Source organism: Synechococcus sp. NOUM97013 (assembly GCF_014279815.1).
Lineage (GTDB): Bacteria > Cyanobacteriota > Cyanobacteriia > PCC-6307 > Cyanobiaceae > Synechococcus_C.
This window is the reverse complement of record NZ_CP047941.1, coordinates 1,113,143-1,131,951: the sequence shown is the minus strand read 5'-3', so window position 1 is coordinate 1,131,951 and position 18,809 is coordinate 1,113,143. Positions and strand designations below refer to the sequence as shown.

Genomic DNA, 18,809 nt, shown 5'->3' with positions numbered 1-18,809 from the left:
CTCAGAAAATCTCCGCTGGATCCGCATCGACTAGACGACGCATGGCCAGTCCTGCGGATGCCATGCACATCACCAGGATCATGGAAAAGACCGTCGTTGCTCTGGTGAGATCCATGCCAACCGGCAATTGCGTGGCACTTCGCACCAACCAATAGAGCCCCTGGCCAGCTGCATAAGCCGGCAAGTAGCCAAACAGAGCCAGCAGGAGGCCTTCACGAACCACCACCCCCAACAATGTGGTGAGTTTGTATCCCATGGCCATCAAGGTGGCGTATTCCGGCAGGTGATCACTGACGTCGGAATAGAGAACCTGATACACGATCACGCAGCCGACGACGAACCCCATGGCTGCACCAAGAGTGAAGATGAAGCCGATCGAGGTGCTGGATCGCCAGTAGTTCTGTTCGAAATCGATGAAACCGTCTTTGGTCAGCACGGTGACGTCATCAGGAAGCAAGGCATTCAGTTGCTGCACCACTGCCTCAGGATCAGCACCGGCTTTCAGACGAACGAGGCCAACTTCAATGCTCCCCGGGGGTGTGTTCGGAAGCAGCTCTCTGAATGTTTCACGGCTGGTCAGCATGTTGCCGTCGGCGCCGAAGGAGGTTCCAAGGCCGATCAAACCGGCAACACGAACACGCTTTCCAGAGATCTCACTTTCAACAACGCGGCCGTCCTTGAACCACTCCGCCACAGGTCCGAATTCCGGTCGTGACTTTTCATCGAAGAGAACACGACCTTTCTGGGTCAGGAGCTGCGCCTTGGGAGCCAGGGTTGGATCAACAAACAGTGGATCCCCTGGTTCAAATCCCAAAGCCAAGATTGAACGAGTTCCGCGCGTTTCAGGATTTCGCCACAGGAGCAGATTCCAGTTCACCGGGGTGATGCCTTCCACCTCCGGCAGCGCCATGGCCTGGACCAGCCGGCGACGCGGAAATCCGGCCATGCTCACCGAGCTGGTGGAGCGCGGACTGATCAGCACGATGTCTGCATCAAAAAGACGATGCACCGTGACGCTGGCATCAAACAGTCCATCGCGGAACCCCAGCTGCATGAACATCAGAATCCCGGCGAAGCTGATGCCCGCCAATGCAACAGCCAGACGAACCGGCTGACGCACCAACATCAGCGAAGCCAAAGGAATTCTTCGTCCATTCCAGAACCGACGGATCATCAGGACTGAAAGCGTGCGATCACCTTGAGGCCCGCCAATCGGGCCACGCGCTCCGCGGATGCGGCATCAAGCCGAACCAACACCTCCACGACGCGCGCGTCGGCATCACCGGTGGGGTCAGTGGAAAGCACTTGGCGCTGACGCACCTGAGGGCTGATCTGAGCCACCTGTCCCTCAAGTTCACCCTCAAAACCACCGTTTTCGCTGATGAGCGTGACCCTTTCATCCATCGCGATGCGATTGATATCGGATTCATAGACCTCAATCAACGCTTCCATGGATTGGCTCGCCCCGACCTCCAGAACACCATCGGTATCTGGGCGCTCGCCCTCGCGTGTGTGGACCTTCAGGACGACTCCATTAATTGGGGAACGAAGTTCGCTGTCGTTCAAATCAGCTTGCAACGAGCGGCGTTCAGCAAGGAGCTCCACCCGCTTGCGTTGCAGCAGGGTCAATTCATCCTGCTTTTCCTCCAACAGAACAGCGGTGGCTGCCCCGACACGAGCAGCCTGTGCGTAACGGGCCACCTCACGGCGACGCAAAGGGATTTCGATGTCGACACTGCGGATGCGCTCGTCCTGAGCAGCCAAATCCGCCTCAATCTGGGGACGGTTATCAAAGACGGCCAGCACTTGGCCTCGGGTCACGACATCGCCTTCCTTGACGCGCAGGGATGTCACCCTGGGGGATCCGGCCATCCCACTTGCTGGTGCTGCCAGGCGGCGCACCTCGCCGGCCGGCTGCAACTGGCCGAGTGCTGCCACAGCTTCGGTTTGGCGAGGCTGTTCAATCGTGGTGACAGAGGCAGGGCTTTCGACCGCCTCGGGCTTTCGCAGCATGGTTGCGGCACCAGCAATCACCAGGACAGCAAGCAGGCTGGCTCCGATCCAGATCCCGCGGCCCTGCTTCACAGTGGTGCCGGTTCGTCGAACAGCATCTCCTCGATGTAGCGATCTGCCCAGGTCGTCCCGAAGGCCTTCTCCAGAACGCGCCGTGTCTTGTCGTTGCGTTTCTGTTGCCGGCAATAGGACACCTGTCCGTGGTATCGCGACAGAGTAGAAGAGGCATCCTTCGGATCGGGGGACGTCGTCCGCACCGCATCCCCCAGGACCGTTAGATAGGCGCCCACCAGATCAACGAACCAGTCCTGTTCCTGGTCGCTGGTGGGTCGGATGAAGCGCACAAAGGGAGAAAAGATCGTTCCCCATGTGGGGAGCTCCCGCACCTGTTCGAACGCCGGCGTAGGGGTGCGTTCCAAAGCACGACCAATTCGCTCCGGCAGTTGATCCCCAACGGGTGAGAGGTCGACGATGGCGGCCGAGATGCCTGCTGGGCTAGCGACGATGTCAGCACCAAACACCGGCAGATCAAAGCGCGGATCAGGAAAGATGACGCAATGAAGGATCTGGAGCCCCAACCCAAGACGGGCTGTTTCCAGGTGCAACTTGCGCAAGCCGCGGCAGCAGTGCACTTCATTGCGGATGAACAGATCCTCGCCATCGAGAGTGCCGATGATCTCCTCCAGATCACCCGAAACTGCGAGCGGACTGAGCTGTGGAAGATCCTCGCGCCAGTCACGGATGCGGGAGGCCAAAGCGACCACCAGCGGATGCATCTCCCGACCGCTCGTGGACGCAGGCATCAATTCGATCCGTGATTGCACAGAATGGGACTTTGCCACGGGACCCTGACTGCGATCCCATCCAGTCCGCTGCTTGACCACCGCACGCTCCGGAACGGCAGCAGCCTTGTCACGGCCTCCATGCCGGATGCGGCCCTCACCTGCCTCGATTTCTGGTGCCGCGGAGGCAGCGCCTGGGAACACGATGGAGAGGAAGGGATCGCTCACTTCCTAGAACACATGGTGTTCAAAGGCAGCCGCGCGTTTGGCCCCGGTGAATTCGACCGAAGAATCGAGGCGCTCGGTGGTAGCAGCAATGCAGCCACGGGCTTTGACGATGTGCACTTCCACGTGCTCGTCCCCACCCAGGAAGCCGGCGAAGCCCTCCATCTCCTTCTTGACCTGGTGCTGAACCCCGCACTGGACCAGGACTGCTTCGACATGGAACGGGACGTGGTGCTGGAGGAAATTGCCCAGTACAGCGATCAACCGGACGATCAGGTGCTTCAGACAGCCCTCGGGCTCTGCCTTGCACCTCATGCCTATGGACGACCGATCCTTGGCTGGGAATCCAGTCTTCGGGCGATGAATCCGAACGGAATGAAGGCCTACCACCAGCGGCGTTACCGCGGTGGCAACTGCTGCCTGTCATTGGCGGGCCACCTGCAGGAAGATCTGATCAAGCAAGTGCTGGACAGCCCCTTGATGGGGCTGGAACGCAGCGAGGCACCCCCCTCAACCGCTGAAACCAGTTCTTTGCCTTTTCAATGTGGCCGCGACAGTCGCCAGTTTCAACGCCTTGAAGCGGCACGGTTGCTGATGATCTGGCCCGTGGCGGCAGCAGCGGATCAATTGGCCATCGCGGGTGCTGATCTAGCCACGACGGTTCTGGCGGAGGGACGGCGCAGCCGACTGGTGGAGCGCCTGCGTGAAGACCTGCAGATTGTCGAAACCATCGACATGGATGTGACCACCCTCGAACAGGGAAGCCTGGTGATGCTTGAGGCCTGTTGCCCCGAGGAGCACTTGGAGATGGTCGAACAGGAAGTGCACAGCCAGCTGCAACGAACCCTGAGCGAACCGGTCACCGCCGAGGAATTTGACAGGGCCCTCCAATTGGTTGGTAATGGCCATCGCTTCAGCCTCGAAGCGCCTGGGGCTGTGGCCGCCAGTGTCGGCACGCAGATGTTGTGGGGTCGGCACCGGGATTTGCTGGCACCCCTTGAGGATTTGGCGCAGTGGGATGCTGCATCGCTCAGCGCGGGCGTGATGCCGCTCCTCCAACCGCAGAACGCCTTCACCCTGATCGCCCGACCGGAGGAAATCGCTTGACACACCGCAGTGATCTGGTCCTCGATCCGGTGGTCACCCCCGGGGTGCTCTCCGCCAAGTTGTGGATTCGCCGTGGCAGCGGCCGCGATCAACAGGGTCAGCGCGGCGGGCATCAACTGCTGGGATCCGTCCTCAGCCGCGGCTGTGGCCCGCTTGATCACCTGGAGCTAGCTGATCTCGTGGAAGGTTGCGGTGCCGGACTGCGCTGTGACACCCACGAAGACGGCATCCTGATCAGTCTCAAGTGCCGCGATCTGGATGCCGATCGGCTCCTGCCTGCCGTGGGCTGGATGGTGCGTCAACCGCACCTAGATGAGAGCCAGATCGCCCTGGAACGCGAGCTGAGCCTGCAGGCTCTGCAGCGTCAACGCGAAGACCCCTTCCATCGCGCCTTTGATGGATGGCGACAGATCGCCTACGGCCAGGGACCGTACGGCCACGACCCGCTGGGCATCGCCCAGGACCTGGAGCAGTTGTCGCGACCGCAGCTGCGGCGCCTGGCTGATGACCTTGAAAGTGAAGGGTCCGTGTTGGCCCTCTCAGGGGCCATTCCCACTGACGCGAGCGAGCAGCTAGAGAAGTGGTTTGGACCAAGCTCGTCCCAGTCCCCTGGGGACCAGACCAAAGCGTGGGAGGTTCCGGCGTATTCCGCTTCTGCAGATGACGCATCTGCGAAGACGAGTGATCGATCGTCCATCAGTCTCCAGTCCCTGGCGACGGAACAGGTGGTGCTGATGCTGGGACGTGCATCACTCCCCCATGGCCATCCCGATGACCTGGCTCTGAGGCTTCTGCAGGCGCACCTGGGATCCGGCATGTCGAGCCTGCTGTTCCGCCGGCTGCGGGAAGAGCATGGTGTGGCCTACGACGTCGGCGTGCATCACCCAGCACGAGCCGGCGCTGCGCCATTTGTGATGCATGCCTCCACCGGCGTGGACCGCGCCGCACTCACGCTGGAGCTGCTGATGGCGAGCTGGAGCGAGTTACTCGAGGACTGCATCGATGCGGCTGATCTTCACCTGGCTGCAGCCAAATTCCGTGGTCACTTGGCCCACGCATCCCAGACCACGGGTCAGCGAGCCGAACGACGGGCTCAGCTTCGCGGTCTCGGCCTTCCTGATCAACACGACCAGCAATGCCTGCAGGAACTTGAGACGCTGCAATCGGGCGATCTGCTCGCTGCCGCTCAGCGTCATCTGCAAAAGCCTCAGCTGAGCCTCTGCGGACCGTCCGACACCCTGGCCAAACTGGAACGTTTCTGGATGCAGGACGTTTTGGCAGGGACGCCAGGATGATCAATCACCCGTTGTCGCATCAGCGGAAGTGAGCTGGTCAAGAGAAATCAGAAAGGAGCCCCTGGGGAAGCGCACCGCCGCTGTTTCAGCAGGATGAAGCGCCGTCACCAAGCCGATCTCATCGGTGGTGACCAGGTCAGGAGGACGCAACATCGGCATGGGGTCTGCCGTCTTGAGAAAGGTCTGGGTGCGGATCAGTCGCACCTGGTCACCAATGGAAACGGTCATCACAGCTGGGCAACGCCTCTCTCTTACAGCAGGATGGTGCGAGCTGACGTTTGCCCGTGCGGGCACTGGCCACCTGGAGCGGCGCACTCGCCGGATTGCTGCTGATTTTGGTCGGGAGCCTGATTCCGTCTGCCCTCGTTCTGCCGCAACCTGATCTTCCCCCGAGCCTGCTAAGCCTTCCCAGCACCTGGCAGGTGCCTGCCCTGCTCATCTGTGCCCTGGTTGCCGGCCCCAGAGCCGGTGTTATCGCTTCGGTGGCGTATCTCACCATTGGCCTGGTGGATCTTCCGGTATTCCATGGGGGAGGCGGTATCGCCTACGTGCTGACACCTGGATTTGGCTACCTCGCGGGTTTCATCCCGGCCTCCTGGCTCACCGGACGTTTGGGGCAGCAGAGCGGCATGAATGACATTCCTCGCCTGACACTGGCCGCCATCGCCGGCCTGCTCACCATCCAGGCCTGCGGTCTGTTGAATCTCCTGCTGGGTGCCCTACTCAACCGATGGAATGCACCGCTTGTAGAGCTGATCGTCAGCTTCAGCCTCGGGCCACTGGCCGCCCAGCTTGCACTCTGTTGTGCGGCGGGCTTGATTGCCCGCGTCACCCGTCGCGTGTTGTTGATCGAATGAGTCGTCAGGTCGGACAACCAAGACGTTCAGGAGCACTCCTGCGCCGCGGAACTGTGCTGGTCCTGAGCGCCTTGATGATCATCCTCGATCAACTGAGCAAACACTGGATCACCAGCGTGATGCGGCCGGGTGAAACAGCACCGTTCATCCCAGGGCTGCTGCAACTGCATCTGGTGCGAAACACCGGTGCAGCATTCAGCTTGTTCACCGATGCCACCACGATGCTGGGAAGTCTCAGTGTGGTGGTGGCCATCGGCGTCGCCATCTGGATCTGGCGAGAACCACGCCACGATCTTTGGATGGGCCTAGCCCTCGGCTTCCTGCTGGGAGGAACGATCGGCAACGGGATTGACCGCCTGCGGCTTGGCCACGTCACTGATTTCCTGGAGCTGGTGCCGATCCAGTTCCCGATCTTCAACTGGGCCGACATCGCCATCAACCTCGCGGTGCTGTGTTTCGCCATCGACGCACTGACCCAAAGGAAGGGGCCCAGCGATGCCTGACCAGCGGGGGCCAGCCCAGCTCACTGTTCATCAAAACGACCAGGGAGTCCGCACCATTCCCCTGCTGGGCGAGGGTTACCGGATTGGGCGTGACACCGCCCTGGAAATCTGCATTGACCACAGTGCAGTCAGCCGCCGGCATGCACTGCTGGAACGACGCGGTCGCCATTGGCTGATCCGCGATCTCGACTCCACCAATGGCTTGTGGTGGCGAGGGCGACGCATCCAAGAACTTGAATTGCAGGACGGGGACTGCGTCAGCCTGGCGCCAGACAGCACTGACGATCCACCCTCGCTCAGCTTCCGTTTTGACAGCCAACGGTTGGGCCTTCGCGTGAAGCGCGTCCTTGGCTATGGCCTTCTTTCTGGCCTTGGCGGCGCAGTGCTGGTGCTAGCGATGGCGGCCATGCAAGTCCCCGTGCGCGGACGGCTGGCCAGCGTGCGTGGACCTTTGGCCATCTACGACGGCAACAATCAACCCCTGAATTCGGTGGACTCCAGCCGTCACCGCGAACTGGATCAACTCGACGCCTTTGCTCCGGTTCTGGTGGATGCCCTGCTCAGCAGTGAAGACAATCGCTTCTGGTGGCATCCAGGCGTCGATCCGATCGGAACGCTGCGAGCCTTTTCCGCCAACCTGACTGGAGGACGCGTGCTGGAAGGAGGCAGCAGCCTCACCCAACAACTAGCTCGCAGCCTTTATCCCGAGCTGGTGGGCCAGGGCGACACGCTTGGCCGCAAATGGCGCGAGCTGCTGGTGGCCCTGCAGCTGGAGAGCCGCTTCAGCAAAGGCGAGCTGTTGCTCAGCTATCTCAACCGGGTGTACCTCGGCGTGGGCTGGGGCTTCGAAGATGCGGCCCGCACCTATTTCGACCGCTCCGCTGGAGATCTGAACATCGAGCAAGCAGCTTTGCTTGTGGGTCTGCTGCCCTCGCCCAACGGCCACGATCCGTGCGTCAGTCCGCAACGTGCCCTCGAAGCACGCAACCGGGTGATCAACAAGATGGCCGACGCTGGTCGACTGTCCCTGGATCAGGCAAGAACCGCGCGTCGGCAGCCGATTCAACTTGCCTCTGGTGCCTGCAGCGGCACGGCCGCAGGTCGTGATGCGCCCTTCTACACCGATCAAGTGCGCCGGGATCTCACGGCACTGGTGGGTCCGGAAGTGGCCGCTGAAGGCAATTTTCTAATCGAAACCCATCTCGACCCCGTGCTGCAGTCGGTGCTGGAGCGGCAGTTGCGCAACCTGCTCAGCACCACCAAGGACCTGGGGATCAGCGAAGGGGCCGCAGTAGTGATCGACAGCCGCAGCGGCGGTGTGCTGGCCATCGCTGGAGGCCGTGACTACGAGTTCAGTCAGTTCAACCGGGCGTCCATGGCGCTCCGTCAACCAGGCAGCACCTTCAAGTTGATGACGTATCTGGCGGCTCTAGAAGCTGGCATCCAACCGACAGACACCATTGACTGCAGCCCACTCACCTGGCGCGGTCAGCGTTTTGACAGCACTTGCAAAGGTCGTCTCAGCCTCAGTCGTGCCTTTGCCACCAGCAACAATCCAGCCGCTCTGCGCCTGGCCCAGCGCGTGGGGCTGGATCAAGTGGTGCGTCAGGCGAAGGCACTTGGCATCACCAGTCCGCTGGATCCGGTGCCAGGTCTCGCCCTCGGTCAGAGCGAAGTGCGACTGCTGGAACTCACCGGCGCCTATGCCGCCGTGGTCAATCAGGGGGAATGGCGGACACCCAGCACCATCCGTCGCCTGATGGATGGGGAAACCTGCCGCGAAGAAAGTCTGCGCGGATGCAGAAACCTTGACCGTGCAAACCACAGGGGGCGCCAAGCCATCAGCCAGAACAGTGCTCAGCAGATGCAGAGTCTGCTCAGGGCTGTCGTACAAAACGGCACAGGACGCGCAGCCTTTCTGGGTGGCCAAGAAGGTGGAAAAACAGGAACCACCAATGACGGCCGGGATCTTCTCTTCGTGGGCTTCGAGCCCAAACGCCAATGGGTTCTGGGCATCTGGCTAGGAAACGATGACAACAGCCCCTCAGCTGGATCCAGTGCGCTTGCAGCTTCGCTCTGGGCTGACATCATCCGCGCGGCAGGGCGTGGAGGTTTGAACGGCGCATGAAAGGTTCAACCCGCTGGATCCTGATCGGTGCCGCAGCTCTGATCGCACTGATGGTCATTGGACTGGTGCTTCAGGGAATTCGCAATCTGCTCTGGGATCTGAGCTACTGGCTGCCGGCCTGGCTCGTGGGTCCTGTGCTGCTGATCGGAGCAATTTTGATCGTTGCCGCCGTCATGCAGGTCGGATTGCCCTGGTTTCGGCAATGGAGACAACGCTCGAAACCAGGCTCGCAGCTCAACGACGCGGCCATGCCTGCTCCGACCAGCCGACGGGAAGCAGCGGAGCGCAGCCTCGGCAGCGTCGACCGACTCTTAGAGCGGCTTCAAGACGATGTGGCCCGGCAATCACTGCAGAAGGAACGGGAGCGGGTCGCGCGAGAACTGGAACGCGGTGATCTGGTGGTGGTGGTCTTCGGCACTGGATCCAGTGGCAAAACATCCCTGATCCGCGCCCTGCTGCGCGACATCGTCGGCGATGTCGGTGCCGCCATGGGTTCTACCAGTGAGAGTCAGCGTTATCGCCTGCGGTTGCGTGGTCTGGACCGGGGCGTGCAACTGGTCGATACGCCAGGAATCCTGGAATCCGGCATGGATGGACGCAGCCGAGAACAGGAAGCCCGGCAGCACGCCAGTCGGGCGGATCTGATGATCGTGGTGGTGGACGGGGACCTGCGACGCAGCGAACTGGACGTGGTGCACAGCCTCTCCGGACTCGGCAAGCGCTTGCTCTTGGTGCTGAACAAATGCGATCTGCGCGGTGAGGAGGAAGAACGGCGTCTGCTGCTGCTGCTGAGGCAGCGTTGTGCTGGCTGGTTGCAGGCCGACGATGTGATTCCCACCAGCGCCTGCCCGCAATCCCTGCCAAGACCAGGGCAGCGGCCGCTGCAACCACCTCCAGAGATCGGCTTGTTGGTGCGACGTCTGGCGGCGGTGCTCCATGCCGATGGCGACGAGCTGCTGGCCGACAACATCCTTCTGCAATGCAAGGACCTTGGTGCCGCAGGCCGTGATCTGCTGGATCGTCAGCGGTCGCAGGAAGCCCGCCGCATCGTCGATCGCTACACCTGGATCAGTGCTGGGGTGGTGGCGGCAACTCCGTTACCGGGGGTAGATCTGCTCGGCACCGCTGCGGTGAATGCCCAGATGGTGATGGAGCTGGGAGCTGTGTACGGCATCCAACTGACGCGTAACCGGGCCCAGGAACTGGCGGTCTCCGTCGGCCGGACGCTGGCCGGTCTTGGCGTGGTCAAAGGAGGAGTTGCCTTGATCGGAACTGCTCTGAGCGTGAATCTCCCCACCCTGCTGCTGGGACGAGCCGTGCAGGGTGTTGCGGCAGGGTGGCTCACGCGAATTGCTGGCTCAAGCTTCATCACCTACTTCCAACAGGATCAAGACTGGGGAGATGGCGGAATCCAGGATGTGGTGCAACACCACTTCGAACTCAACCGTCGCGATCGCTCCCTAAAAGAGTTTCTGGACGCAGCATTGCGGCGGGTGGTCGAACCTCTTCAGCAGGAGGCGAAGAAACGGCTTCCGCCCCAGCCAGGGCTTCGGGCGGAGGAGGACGCATCGGGCCGCGGCTATCGAGAACAGTGATCAGCACCAGGTAGATCACGCCGATCAGCACCGACATTGCCCCGGTGACAATGGCGACCCAACGGCCTCGGGTGGGTGGTTGTGCCGCCATCAGAGATCCTCCTCGCTGGTGTCGTTGAGCAGAGCTCCCAGCCGATCGATCAACGCGTCAGACGTGTGGGGGTTGCCCAGCACAACCTTGATGAGGTGACGACCGTGATGCAAAGGACGCGACACCATGATCTGCTGATCAAGAAGTCGCTGGCGCATCAAGGCAGACCAACGCGCGCTGCGCTCCGCATCGGCTCCGCAGGGCGTGCAGGCCAGCAGATGCAGCGGTCCAGAGATGATCTCGAGCCGGGACGTGTCAAGACGACTCTCCAAGCGATGGCGTCGGGCCAAAGCCTGCTGAAGCACGCTGGCGATGCCGTTTTCTCCCAGTTGCCGCAGTCCTAACCAGAGCTTGAGGATCTCTGCAGGGCGGCTGCCTTGAAGACCCAGTTCACCACCGTGAACACCCGTTAAAGCGGGCTCCATGTAGGGCAATCCCGTGTGGAAGGTCTCCTGCAAAGCGGTCTGATCACGAACCAGCAGGAGCGATGACGTCTTGGCGATGCCGAGAAGCTTCTGGGGGTTGACGGTGATGGAGTCGGCAGCGGCGATCCCATCCAGCAGAGGTGCCGTGCTGTCGCACAACCCGAATACAGCACCAATGGCTCCATCCACATGCAGCCAGAGACTGCGCTCCCGGCAGACCTTGGCCAAAGCCTGGAGTGGATCGATGGCACCTCGCACAGTGGTGCCAGCAGTCGCCACGACCGCCAAACAAGGGCGTTGCTGATCTTGCAAACGGTCTAGTTCCGACTCCAGCGCAGCCACTTGCATGCGCCCAGCGGCATCCACAGGAATTGGACGGATTCCATCCGGGCGGAGCCCCATGATCCGAGCCGCTTTCACGAGCGAAACATGAGAATCGTCGCTGACCAGCACCACAGCATCGGCAGCCTGATCGAGGCCCATGCGATGACGCGCTGTCACCAGAGCCGTGAGATTGCTGAGCGAACCACCACTGGCCGCAACCCCACCAGCCCCTTCCGGCAGATCAAATCGGGACGCAAACCAACCACAAAGCTGACGTTCGAGCTGACTCAGGCTGGGAGACAGTTCCTCGGCGAGCAAATTGTTATTGAGGCCAGCGCAGATCAGCTCTGCAGCGATCGAGGCCGTGTTTGGTGGTGGATCCAGATGCGCCAGAGCACCGGGATGGGTGGGCTGATAAGCACCATCCATCACCTGCTGCAGATCTTCCAGAAGGCGGGCTGCTCCCAGCCCAGTCGCTTCCGGGTATGCCTCGGGCAGCAGTCGCAGGGATGGCAAGGGTGCGCGTTGCGATGCTGACCCAAGCCATTGACAGAGTCGACCACTGGCTTCTTCGAGAAACCGCTGAAGCTGCGGATCCAAAGCCTCGGGTGAGGCAAACGCAGACAGATCCGTCGACGCCGATGAGTCTCTAGTGGATCCGAACAAGGACTCAGCGGAAGGAATAGTCATTCTCGCCTGCGATGGCACATTGGACGAACGTGAGCGAATGGCATGGGTGTTCGGCTGACACCAGTCGCCTTGGAGGAGCATCAGATCCATGCCTGGATGCAGCGGTTGCTGGTGAGGGCTGAACGGCTGGGAGAGACGGGGGAAATCCCTGTCAGCGCAGTCGTGCTTGATGAAAGAGGGCGATGCATCGGTCACGGCAGCAACCGACGCGAATGGGCCTCAGACCCCATGGGGCATGCGGAGCTGGTGGCATTGCGTCAGGCAGCCTGGATCACTGGTGATTGGCGGATGAATCAATGCACGTTGATCGTGACCCTGGAACCCTGTCCAATGTGCGCCGGAGCCCTCGTGCAGGCCAGGGTCGGACGCGTGATCTACGGCGCTTTTGACCGCAAACGTGGAGGACTTGGAGGAACAGTTGACCTCGCGAACCATCCAAGCGCCCACCATCACATGGATGTACTGGGCGGCGTGATGGAAACCGAAGCATCGGACCTACTGGCCCGATGGTTCAGGCAGCGACGGCGACTCCCTGACGGAAACGGGGCAACTCGGTCTCGAAGAGATTGAGCAGTCGTGCAACGTTCTCGGGTGTGGAGTTGTAGCCCATCAGGCCGATTCTCCAGATCTTGCCGGCGAGCACTCCGAGACCACCGCCAACTTCGATGCCGTGGGTGTTGAGCAGATGGGAGGAGAAGGCCTTGCCGTCGACGTCGGAGGGGATGCGGACGGTGGTGAGGGTCGGAAGGCGGAGCTCTTCAGGAACGTGAAGCTCAAGGCCAAGGGATTCGAGACCGCTCCAGAGAGCCTCAGCATTCTTGCGGTGACGTGCCCAAGCGTTCTCAAGACCTTCATCGGACAGCAAACGCAGGGCTTCGCGCATGCCGAAGTTCATATTCACTGGCGCGGTGTGGTGGTAAACGCGATCGCTTCCCCAGTACTGGTTCAACAGAGAGACATCCAGGTACCAGTTCGGCACCTTGTCCTTGCGCGCTGCGAGCTTGGCTTCGGCACGCGGGCCCATAGTGAAGGGACCCAAGCCAGGAGGACAGCTCAGGCCTTTCTGGCTGCAGCTGTAGGCCATGTCGACCTTCCAGGCATCCAGGTGAAGTGGAACGCCGCCCAGGGAGGTGACGGTGTCAAGCAGCAGCAGGCAGTCGTGCTCACGGCAAAGGTCACCGATACCGTCCATGGGCTGACATACCCCTGTGGAGGTCTCGGCGTGCACCATCGCCAGGATGGCGGGCTTGTGCTGCTTCAGGGCTGCTTCCAGTTCGTCGAGACTGAAGGCTTCACCCCAGGCTTTTTCAATCACCTGAACATTGGCCCGATAGCGGCCGGCCATGTCCATCAACCGGTTGCCGAAGTACCCCTTCACCGCCACCAACACGGTGTCACCAGGCTCGACGGTATTGGCCAATGTGGCCTCCATCGCAGCACTGCCGGTGCCACTCATGGGCAACGTGAGGCGATTATCGGTTTGCCAGGCGTAACGCAGCAGCTCCTGCACCTCACCCATCAATTCGACATAAAGCGGGTCGAGATGACCGATCGGAGTCCGGGAAAGAGCTTTTAGAACGGTGGGGTGGGCATTGGAAGGTCCTGGTCCGAGCAACAGACGATCAGGCGTTGCAATGGGACCAATGGAGCGCCGATGGGACGAGTCAACCGGAAGGTGTGAGTGCGTCATCGGCGAAGCCGGGTTAGGAATCAATGGCGAAAAGCCTACGCATCGATCGGGCAGCCGAGAGGACGACGGTGCCAGTCCGATGCCGCTTGAAATGATTTGCAGGAGTGGTCTCAGCGCTGACGCACGTCGCTGGCGGCCAGACCGGACGCCATGTGCTCAAACGGCTGGCGCACCAAAGCGCAGCTGGCCTGGGACACACCCTCATTCAGAAGGCGCTCACAAAGAACATCAGCGAGCAAAACCATGCTGCGCACGGTGGGACCGGTGGGAACTCCGAGGCTTTTGTAGGTGTCATCGAGTCCGTTGAGGACTCGCTCATTGAGGATCGTGCTGTCGCCAGCAATCAAGGAGTAGCTGGCGTAGCGAAGGAAGTAATCCATATCGCGCAGGCAGGCCGCAAGGCGCCGCGTCGTGTAGGCATTCCCTCCGGGCAGAAGCAATTCAGGATCAGCCTGAAACAGACGCTGGCTGGCTTCACGCACCAACTCGGCTGCTTCCCGATTGATGATCTCGACGGCCAAAACACGCACGTCCGCTTCTTCGAGATAGCTCTCGATGCGATCGATGGCGGAGCGATCGAGATAACGACCGAGCTGGTCGTACTGGCCGATCAAACCGGTGATGGCATCGCGCATGCGGGGCCCTGTTCACTTTGGCCGGAAGCTAACACCGGCAACCGCGCGAAACCGTGCCAGCAAAGGGGATCACGTGAATCTGACAGAAACGGTTACCAACACGACAGACGGTCGAAGCCATGCACACAGAAATGAAAAAGGTGCCCCTTGATACAAAGCGGGTACTGAGCGATATTTACGGTCGTACCGAATTCCGGGAACACGCCCCCGCTATGGCCAAAACAGCACAGGACGTCCTTCGTCTGATCAAGGAAGAAGGCATTGAGCTGATCGACCTGAAGTTCACGGACCTGCATGGCAAGTGGCAGCACCTCACCGTCTGCCAAGACCTGATCGAGCCTGAGTCGTTCACTGAAGGCCTGGCGTTCGACGGTTCCTCCATCCGCGGCTGGAAGGCCATCAACGCCTCGGATATGGCGATGGTCCCCGATCCTTCAACCGCATGGATCGATCCTTTCTATCGCCATAAGACCCTCAGCCTGATCTGTTCGATCCAGGACCCGCGCACCGGCGAGCCCTACGAGCGCTGCCCTCGTGCCCTGGCGCAGAAAGCCCTGGCCTATCTCTCCAGCACAGGCTTGGCCGATATGGCTTTCTTCGGCCCTGAGCCGGAATTCTTCCTGTTTGACGACGTTCGTTACAACTCGGCCGAAGGCGGCAGCTTCTACAGCGTTGACACCATCGAAGCGGCTTGGAACACCGGTCGAGTGGAAGAGGGCGGAAACCTCGCTTACAAGATTCAAGAGAAAGAGGGTTACTTCCCAGTTGCCCCCAACGACACAGCCCAGGACATCCGTTCGGAAATGCTCCTGAAGATGGCTGAGCTGGGCATCCCCATCGAAAAGCACCACCACGAAGTGGCTGGTGCAGGCCAACACGAGCTCGGCATGAAGTTCGCCGAACTGATTCAGGCCGCCGACAACGTGATGACATACAAGTACGTCGTGCGCAACGTGGCCAAGCAGTACGGCAAAACAGCCACATTTATGCCCAAGCCGGTCTTCAATGACAACGGCTCCGGCATGCACGTGCACCAGAGCCTCTGGAAGGGTGGCCAGCCGCTGTTCTTCGGTGAAGGCACCTACGCCAACCTGTCCCAGACTGCTCGTTGGTACATCGGCGGCATCCTCAAGCACGCCCCATCCTTCCTCGCCTTTACCAACCCCACCACCAACAGCTACAAGCGACTGGTGCCGGGCTTTGAAGCGCCGGTGAATCTCGTGTATTCCGAAGGCAACCGTTCGGCTGCTGTGCGCATTCCACTGACAGGGCCAAGCCCCAAGGCCAAGCGCCTCGAATTCCGCTCAGGCGATGCCCTCGCCAACCCTTATCTGGCCTTCAGCGCCATGATGATGGCTGGCATTGACGGTATCAAGAATCAGATCGACCCCGGCGAAGGCGTGGACGTCGATCTGTTCGAACTCCCTGCCGAGCAGCTCAAGCAGATCGCCACGGTGCCCGCTTCCCTGAACGGAGCACTGGAAGCCCTCAATGCTGATCATCACTACCTTCTGGAAGGTGGTGTGTTCACCAAGGACTTCATCGACAACTGGATTGACCTCAAATACGAAGAAGTCCAGCAACTGCGCCAGCGCCCGCATCCCCACGAATTCACCATGTATTACGACGCCTGATATCAGACGTCGATCACACTTAAACCAATGCATTCCAGAGGGTCTTTAGCGAGGCCCTTTTTTTATTGCCAATTCAGTCAGATTTAGTTACAGACAGACAACAAAACAGCAACAAAATCCTGAGAGGAACAACTAAAGTAGTCAAAACGATCATTCAATGAAAAAATCGACCGCTATTACAGCTCTTGCAATAACTGCCGCATTGCTATCTTCCTGCTCCAGCAAAGACACTGCCTGGTGCACACTCGAATGGCCGGATACAAACAAGGAAGAACTCGCAGGGAAATGCCTTTTTGAAGACAAGAGTGGAGCTGACGAAGACACCTCTATCAGCTTTTACAGCCAGGATTACAGTTTTATTTTTCCCAATTCAAACAAAGATAAAAATTACAAACGACAAGATACCTCCGAAACAGCAACCTTCGAACACAATGGCTATGTCCTAACGGTCTACAAAGCAGGTCGACCCGAAAACAGCTAGCTCTTGCGTCTAGAGCCTGTCGCCTACCTTTTAATCCAGACGCCACCAGGCACTTAGAAAAAATGCCTATGAGCAAGTCAGGAGCTGCTGTTCATTAACAGCAGCACAGATCAGGATGATGAAATCGAATCATCGCACCCCTAAAGGTCAAGGCAGTTTGCAAAGATCTGCCTCGCCAACGAACCACCCGCAACAACGCACTTCTCATCTGATTCAAAAGCGCCTCGAGCAAGCAGTTTTCAACTTTTAAGCAATTTCAAACGTGCCGCAACTGGGCCATTGCACTGTCATGCAGGTGGCGCTGATGGCTGCGACGACGGGCATACACCTGCTGCTGCGCCAGAGCACTACGCCGATCGAAATGATCGACATGGTCCTCCACCTGAACCTGCAAAGCTTCCCGACGCAGAACATCGTGAGCGTGATGGTCAGCCCAGGCCATGAATTCAGCGGCAGCGTGCTGGCGTCGCTCGAGCACATTGCCCGAGTAACGAAGGGGAATTGCAACGGGAGCGGCTTGCTGTTTCATGGCGGCCTCCTGCGGCTCAGTGAGTCAATTCTGTAACAACGGCTACCATTTTGCCCAGGTCTTCACAGTTCTTTTCGCAACGTTCTGAGCGCAGTCCACAGCAGAGGCTCGAATCGATTGGAATGGTGCAGCTTGGAACTGAGACCCTCTTCATGGCGCCCAGCATCACCGAACTTGCCTACCGGACCATGCAACAGGGCCGGAGTCTCGCTGGGCTGGTGCACAAGGAACTGAGCACCAAGGTGATGGAAGTGGTCGCGCCCGATGTGGTTCCGCAGACCCAGCCTGTTCCAGACGCCATGATGAACGAGCTGCGGCAGTCGCTTGATGCCCTGCACGAACTCGACTGGAACGACGCGCAAGCTGGTTTCTACCCAGAGTCGCTTTTGTTTGATATTCCCTGGCTTGAATGGGCAGAGCGATATCCACGTGTTTGGCTAGACCTCCCCTCCAACTGGGCCAGACGGCGGGCAAGAGATGTTCAGGACCTTCCTGATCTGAACAATCGGGACCTCTACCCCGACTATTACCTTCAGAACTTCCATCATCAAACCGATGGCTACCTGAGTGATCACTCCGCAGAGCTTTACGACCTGCAGGTGGACATCCTGTTCAACGGAGCAGCGGATGCCATGCGCCGTCGCATCCTGCCAGGCCTCAAGCAAGGTCTGCAGCGATTTTCAGAACGGGGCGAGAGCAGCCTGAGGATTCTCGACGTTGCCACCGGTACTGGCCGCACCTTGCATCAGATCAGAGCAGCTGTGCCCCAGGCCACGCTTGTGGGTGTTGATCTGTCTGAGGCCTATCTCAGACAGGCCAACAAATGGCTGAATAACGCGCGAGGTCCGTTGGTTCAACTCGTGCAAGGCAATGCCGAGCGAATGCCGTTTGACGACGGCGGTTTCCAAGCGGTGACCTGCGTGTTCCTGTTCCATGAGCTTCCTGGTGATGCACGGCAAGCGGTGCTTCAGGACTGCTATCGCTTGCTGGAACCAGGTGGTGTGCTCGTGCTGGCTGATTCCGTGCAACTGGCCGATTCACCCCAGTTCGATATCGCGATGGAGAACTTCCGACGGGTGTTCCATGAGCCCTACTACCGCGATTTCATCAGCGATGACATCAATCAACGTCTGATCGACGCCGGATTCAGCGATATCAACGCCGAATCGCATTTCATGACGCGCGTTTGGACCGCGACAAAACCTGAACTCACCTGAGCAGTGATTCCCTGACACATGCCCTTGCATCCAATGGGGAACCCCATAGGGTGCTGGCATTACGTCCCTTCGTCCATGACGAATCCATTCCGGATCCGCTGGTTGCGGGGCTGGACCTTCCAGGTGGTGTTGATGGAAGGCAAGGTGCAGGTAGAAGCCCATGGCTTCGGCATCTGTCTCAGGACAGCCATGGAACCTGGTGAAAGCCCTCAGGCAGCAGCTGACCGCCTAGTCCTGGCAGAGGATCGTCGACGCCGGGCCTTGCACCAGGCCTGGATCAATGGCCAAACCATGCCAACGCAAGGGCTCGACACTCCCCCTCTGGATGACGCTCTCTCAGACGCACCCGACTCCCTGGTTGTCGTCAACGAGCCCGTGGCAGCGGCCTGAGTCTCATCGCCCGAGCCACCATCCGAGCAGTAGCCCCGGCCCTCCCCAGCGCAAGGCTCTCCAGAAACGTGAACCCCGCTCTCTGGACTGCAACCACGCCAATCCGTCGGAATTCATGGTTGTGAGTTCTCGAAGCATCCGTCGCTGTTGGGATCGTCGCCGAGATCGAAGGTCTCCGGTTTCCCAGGCCCTGGGTTC

General features: G+C 59.9%; 19 protein-coding genes. 11 read left to right on the top strand and 8 right to left on the bottom strand.

Annotation, left to right across the window (positions count from 1 at the left end; all coding sequences use genetic code 11):
• Position 1: 1 nt before the first annotated feature.
• The 3 genes from devC to SynNOUM97013_RS05915 form a co-directional block, all read right to left on the bottom strand.
• A complete protein-coding gene (gene devC, locus SynNOUM97013_RS05925; RefSeq protein WP_186481192.1) occupies positions 2-1,174 on the bottom strand; it encodes an ABC transporter permease DevC in 1,173 nt (390 codons plus the stop codon).
• Entirely contained in the window at positions 1,174-2,013 is an 840-nt protein-coding gene (locus tag SynNOUM97013_RS05920; RefSeq protein WP_186481191.1) for an HlyD family efflux transporter periplasmic adaptor subunit, read from the bottom strand. The genes devC and SynNOUM97013_RS05920 overlap by 1 nt, the downstream gene beginning before the upstream one ends.
• A gap of 68 nt (positions 2,014-2,081) precedes the next feature.
• On the bottom strand, positions 2,082-2,816 hold the full coding sequence (locus tag SynNOUM97013_RS05915; RefSeq protein ID WP_186481190.1) for a phycocyanobilin:ferredoxin oxidoreductase: 735 nt from the start codon (positions 2,814-2,816) through the stop codon (positions 2,082-2,084).
• 24 nt (positions 2,817-2,840) lie between these two features.
• Here SynNOUM97013_RS05915 and SynNOUM97013_RS05910 point away from each other — a divergent pair, with 24 nt between their 5' ends.
• Together SynNOUM97013_RS05910 and SynNOUM97013_RS05905 are read left to right on the top strand one after the other, a co-directional pair.
• Positions 2,841-4,127 (top strand): pitrilysin family protein, encoded by a 1,287-nt coding sequence (locus SynNOUM97013_RS05910; protein ID WP_186481189.1) that lies wholly within the window; start codon positions 2,841-2,843, stop codon positions 4,125-4,127.
• Complete coding sequence (locus SynNOUM97013_RS05905) at positions 4,124-5,422, top strand: pitrilysin family protein (RefSeq protein ID WP_186481188.1); 1,299 nt, start codon at positions 4,124-4,126, stop codon at positions 5,420-5,422. The genes SynNOUM97013_RS05910 and SynNOUM97013_RS05905 overlap by 4 nt, the downstream gene beginning before the upstream one ends.
• Here the strand turns inward: SynNOUM97013_RS05905 and SynNOUM97013_RS05900 are convergent, their stop codons facing one another.
• Positions 5,423-5,650 (bottom strand): NAD(P)H dehydrogenase assembly family protein, encoded by a 228-nt coding sequence (locus SynNOUM97013_RS05900; RefSeq protein WP_186481187.1) that lies wholly within the window; start codon positions 5,648-5,650, stop codon positions 5,423-5,425.
• Positions 5,651-5,706: 56 nt separating this feature from the next.
• Here SynNOUM97013_RS05900 and SynNOUM97013_RS05895 point away from each other — a divergent pair, with 56 nt between their 5' ends.
• From SynNOUM97013_RS05895 to SynNOUM97013_RS05880, 4 genes are read left to right on the top strand one after another with little or no spacing between them, the layout of a single operon-like run.
• Positions 5,707-6,279 carry a biotin transporter BioY gene (locus SynNOUM97013_RS05895; protein WP_186481186.1) on the top strand — a complete coding sequence of 191 codons (573 nt, stop codon included), beginning with the start codon at positions 5,707-5,709 and terminating at the stop codon, positions 6,277-6,279.
• Entirely contained in the window at positions 6,276-6,782 is a 507-nt protein-coding gene (gene lspA, locus SynNOUM97013_RS05890) for a signal peptidase II (RefSeq protein ID WP_186481185.1), read from the top strand. The genes SynNOUM97013_RS05895 and lspA overlap by 4 nt, the downstream gene beginning before the upstream one ends.
• Positions 6,775-8,910, top strand: a complete 2,136-nt coding sequence (locus SynNOUM97013_RS05885) for a transglycosylase domain-containing protein (protein WP_186481184.1) — start codon at positions 6,775-6,777, stop codon at positions 8,908-8,910. The genes lspA and SynNOUM97013_RS05885 overlap by 8 nt, the downstream gene beginning before the upstream one ends.
• Positions 8,907-10,505, top strand: coding sequence for a YcjF family protein (locus SynNOUM97013_RS05880; protein ID WP_186481183.1), 1,599 nt, complete (start codon positions 8,907-8,909; stop codon positions 10,503-10,505). The genes SynNOUM97013_RS05885 and SynNOUM97013_RS05880 overlap by 4 nt, the downstream gene beginning before the upstream one ends.
• Positions 10,506-10,595: 90 nt before the next feature.
• On the opposite strand, the gene SynNOUM97013_RS05875 is transcribed toward SynNOUM97013_RS05880, so the two are convergent.
• Positions 10,596-12,035: an aminotransferase class V-fold PLP-dependent enzyme gene (locus SynNOUM97013_RS05875; RefSeq protein ID WP_186481182.1), complete on the bottom strand. Its 1,440-nt coding sequence runs from the start codon at positions 12,033-12,035 to the stop codon at positions 10,596-10,598.
• A 42-nt stretch (positions 12,036-12,077) separates the two neighbouring features.
• Between SynNOUM97013_RS05875 and SynNOUM97013_RS05870 the strand changes: the two genes are divergently transcribed.
• Positions 12,078-12,605, top strand: coding sequence for a nucleoside deaminase (locus tag SynNOUM97013_RS05870; protein WP_186481181.1), 528 nt, complete (start codon positions 12,078-12,080; stop codon positions 12,603-12,605).
• Here SynNOUM97013_RS05870 and SynNOUM97013_RS05865 read toward each other — a convergent pair.
• Both SynNOUM97013_RS05865 and SynNOUM97013_RS05860 read right to left on the bottom strand, forming a co-directional pair.
• Positions 12,547-13,725, bottom strand: a complete 1,179-nt coding sequence (locus SynNOUM97013_RS05865; RefSeq protein WP_186481180.1) for an alanine--glyoxylate aminotransferase family protein — start codon at positions 13,723-13,725, stop codon at positions 12,547-12,549. The genes SynNOUM97013_RS05870 and SynNOUM97013_RS05865 overlap by 59 nt on opposite strands.
• A gap of 110 nt (positions 13,726-13,835) precedes the next feature.
• Positions 13,836-14,360: an allophycocyanin subunit beta gene (locus SynNOUM97013_RS05860; RefSeq protein WP_186468907.1), complete on the bottom strand. Its 525-nt coding sequence runs from the start codon at positions 14,358-14,360 to the stop codon at positions 13,836-13,838.
• Between the two features lie 212 nt (positions 14,361-14,572).
• Here SynNOUM97013_RS05860 and glnA point away from each other — a divergent pair, with 212 nt between their 5' ends.
• Entirely contained in the window at positions 14,573-15,994 is a 1,422-nt protein-coding gene (glnA, locus tag SynNOUM97013_RS05855) for a type I glutamate--ammonia ligase (RefSeq protein ID WP_186481464.1), read from the top strand.
• Positions 15,995-16,151: 157 nt separating this feature from the next.
• Complete coding sequence (locus SynNOUM97013_RS05850) at positions 16,152-16,475, top strand: hypothetical protein (protein WP_186481179.1); 324 nt, start codon at positions 16,152-16,154, stop codon at positions 16,473-16,475.
• Between the two features lie 256 nt (positions 16,476-16,731).
• Here SynNOUM97013_RS05850 and SynNOUM97013_RS05845 read toward each other — a convergent pair whose 3' ends face one another.
• Positions 16,732-17,004, bottom strand: coding sequence for a hypothetical protein (locus SynNOUM97013_RS05845; protein ID WP_186481178.1), 273 nt, complete (start codon positions 17,002-17,004; stop codon positions 16,732-16,734).
• Positions 17,005-17,156: 152 nt separating this feature from the next.
• Here SynNOUM97013_RS05845 and SynNOUM97013_RS05840 point away from each other — a divergent pair, with 152 nt between their 5' ends.
• A complete protein-coding gene (locus tag SynNOUM97013_RS05840) occupies positions 17,157-18,221 on the top strand; it encodes a class I SAM-dependent methyltransferase (protein WP_186481177.1) in 1,065 nt (354 codons plus the stop codon).
• A 75-nt stretch (positions 18,222-18,296) separates the two neighbouring features.
• Positions 18,297-18,611 carry a copper-binding protein gene (locus SynNOUM97013_RS05835; RefSeq protein ID WP_186481176.1) on the top strand — a complete coding sequence of 105 codons (315 nt, stop codon included), beginning with the start codon at positions 18,297-18,299 and terminating at the stop codon, positions 18,609-18,611.
• Positions 18,612-18,809 lie beyond the last annotated feature (198 nt).

What these genes read in the sequence shown, in the direction of transcription:
- lspA (WP_186481185.1), top strand. Translation starts at nt 6,276, where the DNA reads ATGAGTCGTCAGGTCGGACAACCAAGACGTTCAGGAGCACTCCTGCGC.
- SynNOUM97013_RS05880 (WP_186481183.1), top strand. Translation starts at nt 8,907, where the DNA reads ATGAAAGGTTCAACCCGCTGGATCCTGATCGGTGCCGCAGCTCTGATC.
- SynNOUM97013_RS05860 (WP_186468907.1), bottom strand. Translation starts at nt 14,360, where the DNA reads ATGCGCGATGCCATCACCGGTTTGATCGGCCAGTACGACCAGCTCGGT.
- SynNOUM97013_RS05915 (WP_186481190.1), bottom strand. Translation starts at nt 2,816, where the DNA reads ATGCCTGCGTCCACGAGCGGTCGGGAGATGCATCCGCTGGTGGTCGCT.
- SynNOUM97013_RS05840 (WP_186481177.1), top strand. Translation starts at nt 17,157, where the DNA reads ATGGCGCCCAGCATCACCGAACTTGCCTACCGGACCATGCAACAGGGC.
- SynNOUM97013_RS05835 (WP_186481176.1), top strand. Translation starts at nt 18,297, where the DNA reads ATGACGAATCCATTCCGGATCCGCTGGTTGCGGGGCTGGACCTTCCAG.
- SynNOUM97013_RS05850 (WP_186481179.1), top strand. Translation starts at nt 16,152, where the DNA reads ATGAAAAAATCGACCGCTATTACAGCTCTTGCAATAACTGCCGCATTG.
- SynNOUM97013_RS05920 (WP_186481191.1), bottom strand. Translation starts at nt 2,013, where the DNA reads ATGCTGCGAAAGCCCGAGGCGGTCGAAAGCCCTGCCTCTGTCACCACG.
- SynNOUM97013_RS05870 (WP_186481181.1), top strand. Translation starts at nt 12,078, where the DNA reads ATGGGTGTTCGGCTGACACCAGTCGCCTTGGAGGAGCATCAGATCCAT.
- SynNOUM97013_RS05885 (WP_186481184.1), top strand. Translation starts at nt 6,775, where the DNA reads ATGCCTGACCAGCGGGGGCCAGCCCAGCTCACTGTTCATCAAAACGAC.
- SynNOUM97013_RS05875 (WP_186481182.1), bottom strand. Translation starts at nt 12,035, where the DNA reads ATGACTATTCCTTCCGCTGAGTCCTTGTTCGGATCCACTAGAGACTCA.
- SynNOUM97013_RS05865 (WP_186481180.1), bottom strand. Translation starts at nt 13,725, where the DNA reads ATGACGCACTCACACCTTCCGGTTGACTCGTCCCATCGGCGCTCCATT.
- SynNOUM97013_RS05900 (WP_186481187.1), bottom strand. Translation starts at nt 5,650, where the DNA reads ATGACCGTTTCCATTGGTGACCAGGTGCGACTGATCCGCACCCAGACC.
- SynNOUM97013_RS05845 (WP_186481178.1), bottom strand. Translation starts at nt 17,004, where the DNA reads ATGAAACAGCAAGCCGCTCCCGTTGCAATTCCCCTTCGTTACTCGGGC.
- devC (WP_186481192.1), bottom strand. Translation starts at nt 1,174, where the DNA reads ATGATCCGTCGGTTCTGGAATGGACGAAGAATTCCTTTGGCTTCGCTG.
- SynNOUM97013_RS05910 (WP_186481189.1), top strand. Translation starts at nt 2,841, where the DNA reads ATGGGACTTTGCCACGGGACCCTGACTGCGATCCCATCCAGTCCGCTG.
- glnA (WP_186481464.1), top strand. Translation starts at nt 14,573, where the DNA reads ATGGCCAAAACAGCACAGGACGTCCTTCGTCTGATCAAGGAAGAAGGC.